The organism is Rhizobium acaciae (genome assembly GCF_025941625.1).
Classification (GTDB): Bacteria; Pseudomonadota; Alphaproteobacteria; order Rhizobiales; family Rhizobiaceae; genus Rhizobium; species Rhizobium acaciae.
Map to the genome: position 1 here is coordinate 1 of NZ_JAPCZO010000014.1, position 14,706 is coordinate 14,706.

The following is a 14,706-nucleotide window of genomic DNA, read 5'->3' on the forward strand; positions in this document are numbered from 1 at the left end:
TTAAAGCCTTGGGTATCTGCGGTGATGTTTCGGCGACGTTTTCAACATCGCAACATGTCCTGCAAATAACGGCAATTGCGCTGACGGTCCATACCCTGGGCGATACCCCGGAGATAGGACGACGCACATGGCCCCGCTCAGATCATCGTGGGCTCAGCTTGTCGCGATGCGCGTTGAAATGAAACCGCCTCTCCGATGTAACAGGAAACACAGGGTCTCCGCTTGAATGGAGTTTCTCGGGCGGCAGCAAGGGGTACGGGTCGGAGCCGTGTCAGCTCTTGCGATAGCACGATGTCGGCCTTCCATACATGAACCCATAAGGCCCGACCACGGGACAGAAAAAACCTGATATGCTCTGTGGGCTTTATTAAACGGAGAAGCGGGCTGTAGAGCGGCCTCCTTGATTGCCAGGTGGGCATGCAAGTATGGCTGTGTGGACCGCGTGGACTCATGGCCGAGCCACAATGAGATCACCGTGCTGTCGACACCGGCATCCAGCAACTCCATCGCGGCACTGTGTCGAAGGACATGGGGTGATATCCGCTTTGATCTAATGACGAGCAGCCCTTCGACGCCGTCGACACGTATTTTGCCAGAAGATACTGAACGGCATCAGGGCTCATCCGCCCACCGTGAACGGTCGGGAAAAGAGCATTGCCGTTTCCAACCGGTGGCTCGTTCAACCAGGCCCTAAGCGCAACAGTGAGCATTCTGGTTATCGGCGTAGTGCGTTCCTTGCGTCCCTTCCCGAAACACCGGATGTGCGCCCCTGTGCCGATGGTGACGGCACTTCGATCAAGGCCCACGAGTTCGGAGAGGCGCATCCCTGTCTGCACGGCTGTCAGCATCAAAACATGGTCACGACGCCCAACCCAGGTTCGTCGATCAGGAGCCGAGAGGAGGCCACCGCGCCCACGGTACACGAAGCTGAGGAAAGCAGCACACCATTTTCGGGCTACCAATAGAGATCCTGCCCAATCACATCGGAGGGGCCATTCCGTAATGTTGCACATTCAGCAGCGCCAAGACGATTGCGCCCGCTCCAAGCACAGTCATGATTATGATTGGATCTCGCAATCGCTTCATAAGTAGTACCTCGCAAAATTGAGGGCGGCTCCGGCCGCCTGCCTATCTGTCTCTGACATATCAGCCATGTCGCGCGAGCGACGCAGCATTCCGGCCAGAGGTGCCGTTGCGAGGGTTGACCTCGGTTCGGTTTGCGAGTTGGAACCGGCTTAGCGCGTTATTCAACTCGCCAGTGATCAACACGAGGTTCGAAGAGACAGCAGCCGCTTCCTCGGCGATCGCCGCGTTCTGTTGTGTCGACCTTTCCACTTCGTTCATCGCGGTGCTCACCTCGCTCAATCCGGCGAGTTGGTCGCCTGACGATTGCGCTACGGCATCCATATGAAGATCTATGTTTGCAGCCGAAACAGAGATTGACGACAAGGCTGTTCTGACGTCATCAGCGAGTGTGACGCCAGCGGTAATTTCGGATGTCGATTTGTCGATCAGGAACTTTATTTCTTCGGCTGCACGAGCCGAACGCTGTGCGAGCTCGCGTACCTCATGGGCAACCACGGCAAAACCCTTGCCGGAGTCACCCGCTCGTGCCGCCTCGACGCCTGCGTTCAGCGCCAGGAGATTTGTCTGAAAGGCGATCTCATTGATCACGCCCAATATTGTGGAAATCTCGCGAGAACAATTTTCGATGCGCCGCATCGCGGCCTCCATGTCCTCGGCCACAAGAGCCGTGGCGGCGGCATTGCCCTTCGCCTGATGCGTCAATGATCTTGCGTCCTCGACCCTCCTGACAGAACCCTTGACCGCCGAGACAATTTGGGTGAGAGCGGCGGCCGACTCCTCCAGGCTGGCTGCCTGCTTCTCGGTCCGTCTGGAAAGGTCAATGGAGGCCGACGACATCTCTCGTCCACATCCGTCGACAGCGACCGCGCTGCCTGCGATGATGCGCAGCGCTTCCTCGAGTTGCCGAATGGAGGTGTTGAAATCCCTTCTGAGTGCCTCGAATTCAGGCGAGAAGGGCTCGTCGAGCGAAAATGCAAGATCGCCAAGCGCCAAACGGTTCAGCGCCGCAGCAAGCCCGGAGGTCGCCTCGGAAAGCCGCTCTGATGCGGCTGCCTCGGCTGCCTCCTGCGCGGCAATCCGGTCCGCCTCGGATCGCGCGCGATGTTCCACCGCTTCCCGCTCCAGCACTCTTGAATGGATCGCTGCCTTGCGGAATATCTCGACCGACTGTGCCATAAGCCCTATTTCGTCACGCCGCGCGGTGAAGGGAACTTCGGCTTCAGTATCACCCTCCGCCAGACGCCGCATCGCGGCGGTAACGATCAGCAGTGGATTGGAAATGTCGAAGATTGCCGCCACGGTCGCGAGCAGTGCAATCATTACCGTCACGGCAATCGTCGTGTAGAGCGCCATATTTGAATCGTCTGCTGCTCCGGCGGCCTCCAGGGCAGACTGATTCGCCCCGGCGGCATCAAGCGCAACGATGCGGGTTACGACCCCGCGAATCTCCTCGCTGAGCGGTTCCATCTTTTCCGCGAAGAGTTTGGAGGGCCCCGATTGCATGCCCTGATTGACCATGGCGATGAACTCAGCACCAAGTTTGGCATAGCTGTCGTAGTCGTGGGCGATTGCTGTAAGGCCCGCGCGCTTCTCGTCTGAATCGATTGCGGCCTCACAGGCGGCGAGCGCCGATCGGAAAGCCTCGTCCGCCTTTGCCACGCCATCAAACGCGGCAGCACGACTTTCCGCATCCATCGCGACGAGTTGCCTAACGTAGGCAAAGCGCAGCTCGAGCAGCGCAGCCTGGAGCTGGTTCGACGCGGTCATGCTCGGTATTCGGTCATTGACGATCGTGTCGCTCGCAGAGAGTTGTCTTGCGCTTCCTGAAAGCCCGACAAAGCCGGAGGCGACCCCGAGCAGAAGCAGGAGAACCTGTATGCCGATCAGTTTCATGCGTAGCGATGGCTGCATTGTGCATCCCCGAAATTCATCAATGGCGGCTGACCGGCTGAAAGCCGGTCAGTGAAGTTCGTCCATCTTAAGCAGTTCGTCTGGCCGAACCTCGGCCGAGATCTCACCCTTCTGCATGAGAAGAACGCGATCCGAGAGAGCGGCGATAAATTCTCGCCGTTGCTCAACGACAATCAGCGTAAGGCGCGTCCGCTTGCGCAGCTCGATGAGCGTTTCGACGATCTCCTCGTTGATCGACGGCTGGATGCCTTCGGTCGGTTCGTCCAGCATCAAAATTTTTGGTTTCCCGCAGAGGCAGCGAGCGAGAGCCAGAAGTTGCTGTTCGCCACCGGAAAGAAGTCCCCCGGTGCGCGACAGAAGCGGTTTCAGCCGGGGGAAAAGCTCAAGTATCTCCTCGATCACCCCTTGCCTGTGCCCGCCGGAAACGACGCTGCCCATGCGCAGATTTTCCGCGACTGTCAGCGCCGGGAATATCTGCCGACCCTGCGGTACGAGGCCCATGCCCCGGCGCGCGCGGCTATGGGTCGCAAGCCGCGTCACATCATCGCCTGCAAACGTGATGCTCCCGCGCGTTGCCGGTTGATAGCCGAGGAGCGTGGTCAGAAGCGTGGTTTTGCCCATGCCGTTGTGTCCCCAGATTCCGACACATTCCCCCTCGGCTACGTCGAAGCTGATGCCGTTCAGGATCGGGATGCGGCCGTAGCCCGAGGCGAGATCTGCAACGTTAAGAATCATAGCGTCACTCCTCCCGTCTGCTTGCCGAGATAGACATCCTTGACGCGCTGGTCGGAGAGCACCTTGTCGACTGCATCCTCCATCAGCACCTCGCCCCTGTTGAATACGGTGACGGTCTTGGCGATCATCTTGATGAATTCCATGTCGTGCTCGACGACGATCATCGCGCAGGTGCGGTTGATGTCGCGGATAAGTTCGGCGGTCCGCTCGCGTTCGTGGCCCGTCATCCCGGCCGCCGGCTCGTCGAGGAGGATGAGCTTCGGATGGCCGGCAATGACGACGCCGAGTTCCACCCACTGCCGCTGGCCATGGGCCAGCTTAGCGACCTCGGTTTTGGCTGCGTGCGCCAGCCTGATCGTTTCCAGCACATCATCAGCGATCCGGTCCGCTTCGGCGCGTGTGTTTCGCTTGCGGGCCGAAAGCCAGAGGTTTTCCCGAACGGTCAGATTATCGAAGAGGCTCGGGATCTGCGTCTTGATGCCGACGCCGAGATTGGCGATCTGATACGTCTGAAGGCCCTTGATCGGCGTGCCGTTGATTGTGACGCTTCCGACAGAAGGCTTATGTACTCCCGTCAGAAGGCGGAAGAAGGTGGTCTTTCCCGCGCCGTTCGGGCCGATCAGGCATCGAAGCTCTCCCTGATTGAGCGAGAAATTGACGCCTTGCACCGCCTGCAGGCCTCCGAAATGGATGCCGAGATCCTTGGTTTCAACGAGTTTGGCTGCGCTCATCATACCGCTTTTTCCTCATGTCGGGCCGCCCTATTGGCAACGGTCCGGGCGAGATTGCGGATCGTCGGAACAAGCCCCTGCGGAAGGAGCAGAACCACGATGGTGAGAATGCCGCCCAGGATAACGTCCTTGTTGATGGTATCAATCGTGGTGAGCCATGTGGTCAGCCATTGAAGAAGGAAGCAGCCGACGATAGGCCCAATCAACGTGCCCACGCCTCCAACCACGACCCAGATGATGACCTGAACCGATTGGGACAGGGCGAAGACGCTTGGATCGGTATAGTTGCCCCAGTTGGCATAGAGACAGCCGGCAATGCCAGCAATCGCCGCGCCGATAATGAACGTCAGCAGCTTGTAGCGACGCACGTCGTAACCGAGCAATTCCGAACGCCTTTCGTTTTCCTTGACCGAGAGCACAATGCGGCCAAAATCGCTCGAAATCAGAAAACGCAGTCCGACATAGGTGAGCGCGAGCAGGACGACTGAAAGTGAGAAAAGTTCAATCGTGCCCAGTTCCCACTCCGGAAAGCCAGGAACTGTCAGCCGGGGCACAGAGGGAATGCCGTTGAAACCGCCCAGTGGCGCTTTGCCGATCCTATAGGAGGGACCGGAGGTGGAATTGGCGACCTTGAAGAAGACCAGCGATACGGTGAGTGTGATCGCACCGAGATAAACGTCGCTGATCCGCCCGTAGAACATGAAGTAGCCAAGAACCGCCGCAAACAGGCTCGGGACGATGATCGCCACGAAGAAGGCCGAAGTCGTCTCACCGAAATTGATTGCGGCGATGGCATAGGAATAGGCCCCAAGCCCGAAGAACACGGCGTGGCCAAAAGAAAGGATGCCGCCGATCCCCCAGATGAAGGCCAGGGAAAGGGCGAGTATCGCCAGGATGACGTAGATCATCATCTGGAGGACTTCATATTCATTGAAGATCGCGGGAATGAGAAAGATGGCCAGCAATGCTCCAGCGCCCGCGACGAGGGCAGCGGCCCAGTTATTGAGTTCTAAGGTCATCAAATGCTCCCTCGGAAAAAGCGGCCGGTGATGCCCTGCGGCATAAGGCGGACAAGGAGGACGGCGGTGAGCAGCATCGCAACCTCGCCGAGAACGGGGGTCGTCAGGAAACTGGCCACCTGATTGACCGTCCCGAAAATGGTGGAAGCTGTCAGCGTGCCGACCATGACCGAGGCGCCACCGCCAATCACGGTGATAAAGGCTTTCGCGACGAAGGTCGTGCCGATGCCCGGCACGATGCCGGTGATCGGCGCCATGACGCCGCCGGCAAGGCCGGCAAGGGCCGCACCGAGCGCGAAGGTCACGGCATAAGTGCGCTTCGGATCGACGCCCACAGCCGCGGCCATAGTGGGATTCTGCATGGTTGCGCGGGCGATTAACCCGAATTCGGTCTTCCTAAGGAGAAGCATCACGAGAACGATGGTCACCACGGCGACCCCGATGATAAAGAATTTGTAGCCGCTGACATTAGCGTTGCCGATGGTGACGGCGCCGATCGGGGAGGAAATCCCGGTCGTCGTATTGCCGAAAACGGTGGTTGTCAGGCCGACAAACAGAAGCGACAGGCCCCAGGTCGCAAGCATCGTGTCGACAATGCGACCGTAGAGATGCCGGATGACCAATCGCTCCACGATCAATCCTATCAGACCGACCGTCAGCGGTGCGATGAACAGAATGGCGATATAGAAATTCACCCCGTGATTGACGGCCGTGATGGCGGTGTAGGCGCCAAGCATCAGGAACTCGCCATGGGCGAGATTGATGACGCGCATCATACCGAAGACGATGGCGAGGCCAAGGGCGATGAGCACGAGGCTCGAAATGCCTGCCAGGACTTCCAGCCCGGCTGTGAGTACGAAGGTCACGGCTTGCGTCCCTAACGAAAAGGCCAGTGCTTCTCTTGCGCTGTTCAAAAGCAGAGAGGCGACGCGGCAACGATTGATCTTTCATGACTCCAGACTGTCCGGCCACCGTCAGCGGCCGGACAGTCCTGGGAGGAGCCGACTTACGGCTTGATCACGAACTGCTCATTGGTGTCCGGATTGTCGATGAGATTGCAGACTGCCTGCGTGTCAGTGGAGGCCTGTTGGTCCCACTGCTTCAGAATCTTGAAGGTCTGGTTCTCAGTTTCGGCCATGCGGGCATCGACCTTCACGTGATGCGTCTGCGGATCGATCGTCACCTTGCCGCTCGGGCCGTCGAACGAGAGGCCAGTCTCCAGTGCTTCGATGACCTTCATGCGATCCGTCGTACCTGCCTGGGTAACTGCCTTGGCCCAGAGATGCATACCCTGATAGGTATTGGAGGCAAACTCGGTGACGACAGGATAGTCGTCGCCGAACCGCTTGTGCCAACGCGCGAGGAAGGCCTTGTTGGCGGGTGTGTCGATCGTCTCGAAATAACTGGCGAAGGTCACAATTCCATTTCCTTCCTCGGCAGTGAGAACTTTCTGTTCCTGGCCGTGACTGAACGTACTGGAGACGAGCGGGATCTTCTTGTTGAGCCCGGCTCCGGCCCATTGCCGGTAGAACGAGACGTGTGCGCCTCCGACCAGCGCCGAAAAAACCATGTTCGGCGCCGCCGCCTGGATCTTCTGGATGGTCGGGCCGAACTCCGACACGTCGAGCGGGAAGAACTCGACCGCGACCACCTCGCCGCCGTGCTCCTTCGCGTATTTCTTCACCCATTCGGAAATGATCTGGCCATAGTTGTAGTCTGCGGCGACCACATAGATGGTCTTGCCGAAGCGCGTAATTGCCTCCGGAACGGCCGAGGCGAGGTTCTGGGCCGGTGTCGCGCCGGTGCAGAAGGTGTTGCGGTCGCAGACACCACCCTCATACTGGGTGTTGTAGAAATAGAGTGTCCCGGCCTTGTGGAGAACCGGACGGATGACCTCACGCGAGGACGACGTCATGCCGCCCTGGACCACGGCGACCTTGTCGCCCAGCGCCATCTTCTGGGCGATCTGGGTATATTGCTGCATGTTGGACTGCGGGTCCTGGGTGATCAGCTTGATCTGGCGGCCGAGCAGGCCACCGCCTTCGTTGATCTCCTCCGCAGCAAGGATAAGCGCGTCTGCCATCGGCTTGCCGTAGAGATCAAGGCCGCCCGACAGGTCGTGAATGCCGCCGACCAGAATGTCGTCCGCGGCGAATGCCTTGGAGTTCAGAAGTGCCGGTCCGACGGCCAGCACGGCCGAGGAGGTTGCCGCCGTTTTCAGGAAGTCTCGTCTTGAAATACTCATGATATTCCCCTTTTTTGTGGTTATAGGTTTTTGGTCTGCCAGAGCGGGATGCCGAAAAATGGGAGGCGTTTTTCGGCATCCCGCTCTAACTTTTTGATGCAGATCAGGATTGAGATTTTGAGCCGATCGGGCTTAAAATCGTCCGGATCCAGGCGGGTCGATCGGTTTACCCCGCAGATTGTTCAAAGGCGTGGGCAGCGCGATAGAGTGTCATCTCGTCGAAATGCCGGCCGACCAGCATCATCCCCAACGGCAAGCCGTCGCTGAAACCACAGGGAATGCTGATGGCGGGATGGCTCGTCAGGTCGAACGGAAACGTGTTGGCCATGTTCTCGGTCGCACGGCGCAGTGCCAGCGAACGCGAGGTTTCCTGGCCAGGCAATGGCGGCGCTTTCATCGGCGTCGTCGGCATTAGAAGAATGTCATAGCGAGCAAGAGCCGCGTCATATTCGGCTCTCAGCTTGCGAGCGAGGTTCTGTGCCTTGGCATAGTAGCGGCCGTGGCCGGCCTGGATCATGCTTTCCCCGATCAGCATGGTCTGCTTGACCGAGTCCGGCAGTTCATCGGCACGTTGGCGCCAGGCCGAATGCGCGGCCACCATGCTGGTGATATAGAGGCCTTTCCAATTGAAACCGTGGCCGTTGCCCTTCATCAGCTGCTCAGTTGCGCCCTCGAAGGCGACGATCAACCAGATCGCTGGCCCCTGCCGGTGCATCGGAACGGAAACGTCCTCGACCTCCGCGCCGAGTTCGCGGAACCGCAATGCGGCCGTACGCACTGCATCGTCCACGTCCGCTTCCGATTCCGGATGCCCGAAACCTTCCTTCAGGATACCGATCCTCAACCCGGCCACGCCCTTTCCCAGTGCATCCGTATATCGCTGCGGCTTGACCAGCACGGACTGGCGCGGGTCGAGCCCGTCGGGTCCGGCGATCACTTCCAGCATCAAGGCGTTGTCGGCCACGGTGCGGGTCATCGGCCCCAGATGATCGAGGGTAAGTTCGATCGGCATCGCGCCGGTATAGGGCACGAGGCCCCAGGTGGGCTTGAGGCCGACAATACCGCAATAGGAAGCAGGGGTACGGATCGAGCCGCCCTGATCACCGCCGATCGCCATGTCCACCTCGCCTTTGGCAACGAGTGCGGCGCAGCCAGAGGAAGAGCCGGCGGTCGAGTGTTCGGCGTTGTGCGGATTGCGCACCGGTCCTTGCGCACCGGTATGCGAGCCGCCGGAGAGACAGAAATATTCACATTGAGCCTTGCCGGCGATGGTCGCACCGGCATCGAGCAGACGGACCACTACGGTTGCATCGACGTCGGGCACATAGCCTTCGAGCGTCGAGGCACCATTCATCATCTGCACACCTGCGACCGCGACATTGTCCTTGATGGCAACGGTCTTGCCGGCAAGCTTGCCGCCGCTGGCGCCCTTGATTTCGGTCTTCACATACCAGGCGTTTAGCGGGTCCTCGCCCGCCGTTGGCCGGATCCCCGGTGCTCGGGGATATTTGACCGCGGGCAAGTGGTCCGGCAGTGCCTCGACGAGGTCATAGAGATCGAGCGCGGGCTGCATCTCTTCCATGAAGAAGCGGAGATCTTCATCTGACAGATTGAACGACAGGCTCTCCGCGACGGATTTGAGCTGTCCGAGGGTTGGGCGGCAAACAGTCATCTTGGTTCCCCAATTATTCTATATGCTGAATGCAATTCATGATGACGAAGTTAAAGTTTGTTCAACAGGCCTGTCAAGGGCGGCAGCCGTCCTCTTGGAGGAAGCCGGCGACCATACACTTCCGGCGTCAACAGGCGGCGATCGCGTCGAAATAGGGCAGCAAGCCCGTTCCTGGGTGGCAGTTGACGTACTCGAAAGTCGCAGTCTGGCTGACAAACAATTCGTGCCATGAGACGAACTGTCTTTCCTCCTTGTGCTTCCGGTTCATCGCGATGGCATGACTATAGATGTCGAGGTGCGTTTTGTGCGATGCGGCCCATTCTTCGAGGTGGGCAAGCGATAGGAAATGCGCGACGACCGAAGTTTCACGGCGCTCGGCCCCGTCCTCGTCCAGATTGGTCAGCACACGCAGCGCAAGCGTACCCGTCTTCTCCTTGTTCTCGAGGAGATAGTTCATGCCGGTCATCAGCCGCGGGCGCATGTTTTCCAAGTAGTCCGTCAGCTGCTCGGTCTCAGCGTGCGCCCAATATTGCCCGGAGCGCAGCGTTACCATGTTGATCGGCGCCTGCACATAGAGCCGTTGGCCCTCGCCGCGGACCTCTCGAGCCTTGGGCACGATCGAGTCATGCGGAGAGTCCAGCGGGTCGATTGCCGACAGTGGAATCCGATCGCGGGCCGCGCCGAAGAAGCCGTTGGTGGTGATCGGGACGATGACACTGTCGTCTGTCCGACCGATGCCGATGCGATACCAATTCTCCGAATAGATGGTTTCATGCCGGTCATAGGGAACAGAGATCGTTTCTCTCCAGGCTCCGACCGGACCGGCCAGCCGGGCGCCATCGGCAAGCCAGGCGACCAGCGGAGAAGAGAGGGAGAACCGCCCATGGGCAACCGGATCTGTCCAGTAGCCAACGATCACCGCGTTGACATATCCTGCTTCATCCGTGGTCCGCATAATTTCGAAGGATTCGGGGCCGTCCGGGTCGGCAAAGCTGTGACCGGCATCGCGAAAAAAGGCCTCCTGCGCTTCCCAGTCGAGATCGCGGCCCTGGATCGCAAAATAATCAGAGACGATTGCGGCGATCGGCTTTGTCCATCGAAGGGCGTGGCGTGGCGCCGCCGGCTGGTGACCGTCGGGCCGGCGAGCCTGGATCGTCCGCTCATATTCGATATGAAACACCATTCCCGTCATCCTCCAGCCGGTCTTGCGGCACGAGCGTTCGCCGGCGCAAGAACCCAGATCTCCCGCGACTTCGTCAGGGCCAAGCCCGCTCAGAAATCGCGGAATATAATTCTGCATAGTGAATTATATTCCGCATATTGAAACGCCAAAACGAAAATAATGTCAATCCGAAAAATGACAAATAGATGAATATGTTCAGATAGTTATAAAGCGACATGAGGGCGCTGGCGGAGAAGGTCTTATCCTCTCCGCAGCACCCTTGTTCCCCAGAACCTCTGGGTAGGATTCGTCTTTCGATCGCTAGGCTCGTGTCACGACCGCAGTTTTCGGTTCTTCGTCCACCATCAGTCGGAACACATCAGGTCGGGCATAGTGGCCGACAACGTCGAAATCGAACTGGGCGCGCACGATGTCATCGGTGTCGAGATCAGCCGTGAGGATCGTCTCCCCGGAATAATCCGGCCCGGCCAACACACGGCCGAGCGGATCAACGATGATGGCGCCACCGCGCATTAGCACGACCTCCGGATCGTCGGTGATGCGGTTGCCCATGTTCTGTGGGAAATCCTTGCGCGTTAGATATTGACAAGCAGAGAGCACGAAGCAGCGGCCTTCGAGCGCGATATGGCGCATGGTCGCCGCCCAACTGTCGCGATCATCAGCAGTGGGCGCGCAGTAGAGTGCGATTCCCTTGCCATACATGGCCGTGCGCATCAGTGGCATGTAGTTTTCCCAGCAGATGACTGCGCCCATCGGCCCCCAAGGGGTTGCGACCGTGTCGAGCGTTGAGCCGTCGCCGAAACCCCAGCAAAGCCGCTCTGCTCCGGTTGGCATGAGCTTGCGGTGCTTTCCCGCAAGGCCCTCGGGCGTGAAATGGAGCGCGGTGCAGTAGAGCGTGCCGCCGTCGCGCTCGATCACCCCGATTGTCAGGAAGAGCCCTGCCTCGCGCACCGCATCGGCGAGTTCGGCCGTTTCTGGCCCAGGCACAACGATTGCACCCGCGTGATAGTCGGCGAATTCTTGTCGGCCTTCAGGTGTTCGTGCGCCAATGTAGATGTTGAAATTGGCGCCCTTCGGATAACCGCCAATAAAGGCCTCCGGGAACACGGCAACATTTGCCCCGAGAGCTGCGGCCTCCCGGACCAACCCGATCGCCTTGTCGACCGTCGCGCTTGTGTCGCCTGAAACCGGTGCTGCCTGAACGACTGCGGCTCGAAACTTTGTCATGTTCGCCTCCTCTTCATCCTTGTCGCTTTGTCATTCAGCATATGGAAACATATTCCATATGCTGAATTACTCTTTCGATACAGAAAAACCGCGGAGCCGTCAAGCATGGACGGACAATTCCGCGGCTAGCGAGTCGATGGGTATCAGGCGAGAATCTGTCCGAATCGGGATAGGCGGCTAGCGAGCTCCTGGACGGCGATGACGACCTTGGATTCGACCTCGGCTGTCGCGTCGCCCTCGTAGAGCATCACCGCGACACCTGCAGTCGAGCGCCCGACTGAGCTGGCGACGCGCGCGCCGTAGGAATACATATGTGGCCGCGTTCCGCCTTTTTCCACCGCATAACCGTTGCGGCGCGCTTCTGCCAGAATCGCTAGCAGCTCGGTACGAGTCTCGGTACTGGCCTTGGTCACCTGGGGCAGCTTGTCGTCGGGATAGAGCGCCTTCACCTCTTCATCGGTCATCGCCGCGAGCAGCGCTCGCCCGCTTGCCGTACAACAAGCCGGCAGCCGCATTCCCACTTTGAAAGTCACGCCCAGCGGCTGTGGCGACGTCCGTGATCCAATGTAGAAGACGTCGCTGCCGTCCAACACAGAGATGACAGCCGCATTTTCTCGGATAATGGGAATATCGTCGCAGGCGTCATAGAAGTGCTGCACGATATCATACTTATTGATTTTGGAGCTCGCGAGATCGAGCACCTTCAGAGTGAGATCGAAGGTTCCATCTGAAAAGCGTTCGATATAGCCATCTGTCTGCAGCGTTTTGCAGAGAGAATGAGCCGAGCTCATGGCGATATCGAGCTCTTTCGCAATTGTCGTCAATGTCTGGCGCTCGTCGCTGCGCGCGATAAATTCTAGAAGCTTTAGGCCTCGGGAGAGGGCGGGAGCAGTGCTTTTGATGGCTGTGGACGCCAATACCGATTTCGACATATGGAAGCCAATCCTATTCCGTGTATCGATGATTTAAGCGGCATAGTGATCTAATGCAAGGATGTGCAGTATGGCCTGCTGCCGGTTTCATGGGCACTGAGTTAGGGTGTTCCGCATGAAGCCGGGGAGTATGAATGCAACGACGACAATTCAGTCGGGAATACAAGCTTGAAGCAGTGAAGCTGATCCAGGATCACGGTGTCAGCGTGGCGCATGCCGCTCGTGATCTTGATGACCATGAGAACGTGCTTCGCAAGTGGGTGCGAGAATTCGGGGCCGATCCGGTTCGATCGTTTACCGGCAATGGGCGGATAAAGCCGGAGCAGCTTGAGATCGGGCATCTGCGACGCGAGGTCACAAAGCTCAAGGCGGAGCGTGACATCCAAAAAATGGCCGGAGCCTACTTTGCCATGGACGTGATATGAAGTTCGCGTTCGTTGCAAAGCACCGCTCGATCCGGCCGGTGGGCTGTCAGTGAACTGCCGCATACATGATCTTTTCCTCCGTCGCCGTCGTGGGTGCAAACTCCTCGACGATACGCCCCAGTCTCGAAACCAAGATTCGATCAGAGAGGTTCATCACCTCTGGCAGGTAAGATGAGATGACCAGGACAGCCAGTCCGCTATCCGCAAGTTCATTTATTAATTGGTGTATCTCGGCGATCGCCCCAACATCCACGCCGCGCGTAGGCTCGTCGAAGATGATGAGTTTGGGTTGTTGCACAAGCGCTTCCGCGATCACGACCTTCTGCTGATTGCCACCGGACAACTCAATGACCCTGGCATTGCCGTCGATCGCCTTGATGTTCAGCCGCCTGATCCAGTTCTGGGCGACGGACCGCACTTCGCTCATCTTCACGATCGAGCTCTTGTTCAAATCCGCTCCGAGAAGGCTGGCATAAATATTGTCCGCGATGCCCATCGTCTCGAAGAAACCCTCGATTTTCCGGTCTTCCGTCACATAGACTATCCCGTCTCTCACCGCAGGGCGGGGAATGCGGTAGCCGACCGTCTTTCCGCCCAGTTTGATTTCACCACCGTGAAAGAAGTTGCGCTTTTGAACACCCGCGACGATCTTGGCCGTCTCCGTTCGTCCGGAGCCGATGAGACCGAACATGCCTGTGACCTGGCCTTGGTAAACCGAGAAAGAGTTGTTGCGAACGAAGCTGCCCCAGGACAGGTTCTGCACGCTGAGGACCTTGCGACCCGGTGGGCGAACTTTGCGGGCTTCGTGATCATACAAAGCGCTGCTGAGGTCGCGGCCGACCATTGCCCGTATGATCTTGTCCCGGTCGAAATTCTTGGTGTCGTCGGTGACGACGAGGCGTCCGTCACGCAGGATCGTGATCCGGTCGGAAATCTCGAGCGCCTCTTCAAGAGCATGGCTGATGAAGACGACCGACACACCCCGCCCCTTGAGGCGTTCGATAAGGGCGAAGAAATGATGCTTCTCCTCGGGTGTAAGTGTAGCCGTCGGCTCGTCGAAGATGATGATACGAGCGTTTTGACGGACGGCTCTCGCGATCTCGACCATCTGCTTTTTCGCCGCCCCAAGTGTGGATACCATGGCCCACGGATCGACGTTGAAATTGAGAGACTGCAGAAACTGCTGCGCGGAGATGTAAAGACCTCGAAGTCTGTTGAACAACTTCTCGTCGCCAAGATAGAGGTTCTGGGCGACTGTCATCGATGGAACGAGGCTGGTCTCCTGAAACACCATGGCGATGCCCCTGGAGAGCGCCTCGGCTGGGGTCGAGAAGCTGACTGCCTGACCATCGAGCAGCATGGTGCCGCTTGTCAACGGCGTCACGCCGGCGATGACCTTGGTCATGGTGCTCTTTCCCGCGCCGTTCTCGCCGAGAAGCGCGTGGACCTCGCCCGCCCTGATGGTAAAGTCGATGTCGCTGATGGCGGCGATGCCGCGGTAGGCCTTCGTGACGCCGTGCAGTTCCACAAGATTTTTCAT

The 14,706-nt window shown here is 58.6% G+C and carries 14 protein-coding genes and 1 pseudogene; 2 read left to right on the top strand and 13 right to left on the bottom strand.

Annotated elements, in window-relative coordinates; translation table 11 throughout:
* Positions 1-182: hypothetical protein (locus OLZ32_RS21865; protein ID WP_264422859.1), on the top strand; the 182-nt coding region annotated here is incomplete at its 5' end.
* Here the strand turns inward: OLZ32_RS21865 and OLZ32_RS39440 are convergent.
* From OLZ32_RS39440 to OLZ32_RS21925, 12 genes are all read right to left on the bottom strand, one after another.
* Positions 154-507 (bottom strand): site-specific integrase, encoded by a 354-nt coding sequence (locus OLZ32_RS39440; RefSeq protein ID WP_264422470.1) that lies wholly within the window; start codon positions 505-507, stop codon positions 154-156. The two genes, OLZ32_RS21865 and OLZ32_RS39440, sit on opposite strands and share 29 nt — an antisense overlap.
* Complete coding sequence (locus OLZ32_RS21875; protein ID WP_406650342.1) at positions 471-1,013, bottom strand: tyrosine-type recombinase/integrase; 543 nt, start codon at positions 1,011-1,013, stop codon at positions 471-473. Before OLZ32_RS21875 ends, OLZ32_RS39440 begins: the two co-directional genes overlap by 37 nt.
* A gap of 133 nt (positions 1,014-1,146) precedes the next feature.
* A complete protein-coding gene (locus tag OLZ32_RS21880) occupies positions 1,147-2,997 on the bottom strand; it encodes a HAMP domain-containing methyl-accepting chemotaxis protein (RefSeq protein WP_264422472.1) in 1,851 nt (616 codons plus the stop codon).
* Between the two features lie 48 nt (positions 2,998-3,045).
* Positions 3,046-3,732, bottom strand: coding sequence for an ABC transporter ATP-binding protein (locus OLZ32_RS21885; protein WP_264422474.1), 687 nt, complete (start codon positions 3,730-3,732; stop codon positions 3,046-3,048).
* Positions 3,729-4,466, bottom strand: coding sequence for an ATP-binding cassette domain-containing protein (locus OLZ32_RS21890; protein WP_264422476.1), 738 nt, complete (start codon positions 4,464-4,466; stop codon positions 3,729-3,731). The genes OLZ32_RS21885 and OLZ32_RS21890 overlap by 4 nt, the downstream gene beginning before the upstream one ends.
* Complete coding sequence (locus tag OLZ32_RS21895; protein WP_264422478.1) at positions 4,463-5,482, bottom strand: ABC transporter permease subunit; 1,020 nt, start codon at positions 5,480-5,482, stop codon at positions 4,463-4,465. Before OLZ32_RS21895 ends, OLZ32_RS21890 begins: the two co-directional genes overlap by 4 nt.
* The gene (locus OLZ32_RS21900; RefSeq protein ID WP_130671931.1) at positions 5,482-6,348 is read right to left on the bottom strand and encodes an ABC transporter permease subunit; all 867 of its coding nucleotides are present in this window, start codon (positions 6,346-6,348) and stop codon (positions 5,482-5,484) included. The genes OLZ32_RS21895 and OLZ32_RS21900 overlap by 1 nt, the downstream gene beginning before the upstream one ends.
* A gap of 140 nt (positions 6,349-6,488) precedes the next feature.
* A complete protein-coding gene (locus OLZ32_RS21905; RefSeq protein WP_264422481.1) occupies positions 6,489-7,727 on the bottom strand; it encodes an urea ABC transporter substrate-binding protein in 1,239 nt (412 codons plus the stop codon).
* Positions 7,728-7,893: 166 nt separating this feature from the next.
* Positions 7,894-9,399 (bottom strand): amidase, encoded by a 1,506-nt coding sequence (locus OLZ32_RS21910; RefSeq protein WP_264422483.1) that lies wholly within the window; start codon positions 9,397-9,399, stop codon positions 7,894-7,896.
* Positions 9,400-9,526: 127 nt separating this feature from the next.
* On the bottom strand, positions 9,527-10,582 hold the full coding sequence (locus tag OLZ32_RS21915; RefSeq protein WP_264422485.1) for a phenylacetaldoxime dehydratase family protein: 1,056 nt from the start codon (positions 10,580-10,582) through the stop codon (positions 9,527-9,529).
* 300 nt (positions 10,583-10,882) lie between these two features.
* Positions 10,883-11,809, bottom strand: a complete 927-nt coding sequence (locus tag OLZ32_RS21920; RefSeq protein WP_264422487.1) for a nitrilase-related carbon-nitrogen hydrolase — start codon at positions 11,807-11,809, stop codon at positions 10,883-10,885.
* 143 nt (positions 11,810-11,952) lie between these two features.
* Positions 11,953-12,741, bottom strand: coding sequence for an IclR family transcriptional regulator (locus OLZ32_RS21925; RefSeq protein ID WP_245484704.1), 789 nt, complete (start codon positions 12,739-12,741; stop codon positions 11,953-11,955).
* A gap of 134 nt (positions 12,742-12,875) precedes the next feature.
* On the opposite strand from OLZ32_RS21925, the pseudogene OLZ32_RS21930 reads away from it, so the two are divergent.
* Positions 12,876-13,207, top strand: a pseudogene (locus OLZ32_RS21930) (transposase); the annotation flags it as partial.
* Between the two features lie 5 nt (positions 13,208-13,212).
* Here the strand turns inward: OLZ32_RS21930 and OLZ32_RS21935 are convergent.
* Complete coding sequence (locus OLZ32_RS21935) at positions 13,213-14,706, bottom strand: sugar ABC transporter ATP-binding protein (RefSeq protein WP_264422490.1); 1,494 nt, start codon at positions 14,704-14,706, stop codon at positions 13,213-13,215.

Excerpts from the sequence above, each read along its gene's own strand:
- OLZ32_RS21910 (WP_264422483.1), bottom strand. The coding sequence starts at position 9,399 with ATGACTGTTTGCCGCCCAACCCTCGGACAGCTCAAATCCGTCGCGGAG.
- OLZ32_RS21935 (WP_264422490.1), bottom strand. The coding sequence starts at position 14,706 with ATGAAAAATCTTGTGGAACTGCACGGCGTCACGAAGGCCTACCGCGGC.
- OLZ32_RS21925 (WP_245484704.1), bottom strand. The coding sequence starts at position 12,741 with ATGTCGAAATCGGTATTGGCGTCCACAGCCATCAAAAGCACTGCTCCC.
- OLZ32_RS21875 (WP_406650342.1), bottom strand. The coding sequence starts at position 1,013 with ATGTGCAACATTACGGAATGGCCCCTCCGATGTGATTGGGCAGGATCT.
- OLZ32_RS21890 (WP_264422476.1), bottom strand. The coding sequence starts at position 4,466 with ATGATGAGCGCAGCCAAACTCGTTGAAACCAAGGATCTCGGCATCCAT.
- OLZ32_RS21915 (WP_264422485.1), bottom strand. The coding sequence starts at position 10,582 with ATGGTGTTTCATATCGAATATGAGCGGACGATCCAGGCTCGCCGGCCC.
- OLZ32_RS39440 (WP_264422470.1), bottom strand. The coding sequence starts at position 507 with ATGGAGTTGCTGGATGCCGGTGTCGACAGCACGGTGATCTCATTGTGG.
- OLZ32_RS21895 (WP_264422478.1), bottom strand. The coding sequence starts at position 5,482 with ATGACCTTAGAACTCAATAACTGGGCCGCTGCCCTCGTCGCGGGCGCT.
- OLZ32_RS21885 (WP_264422474.1), bottom strand. The coding sequence starts at position 3,732 with ATGATTCTTAACGTTGCAGATCTCGCCTCGGGCTACGGCCGCATCCCG.
- OLZ32_RS21905 (WP_264422481.1), bottom strand. The coding sequence starts at position 7,727 with ATGAGTATTTCAAGACGAGACTTCCTGAAAACGGCGGCAACCTCCTCG.
- OLZ32_RS21880 (WP_264422472.1), bottom strand. The coding sequence starts at position 2,997 with ATGCAGCCATCGCTACGCATGAAACTGATCGGCATACAGGTTCTCCTG.
- OLZ32_RS21920 (WP_264422487.1), bottom strand. The coding sequence starts at position 11,809 with ATGACAAAGTTTCGAGCCGCAGTCGTTCAGGCAGCACCGGTTTCAGGC.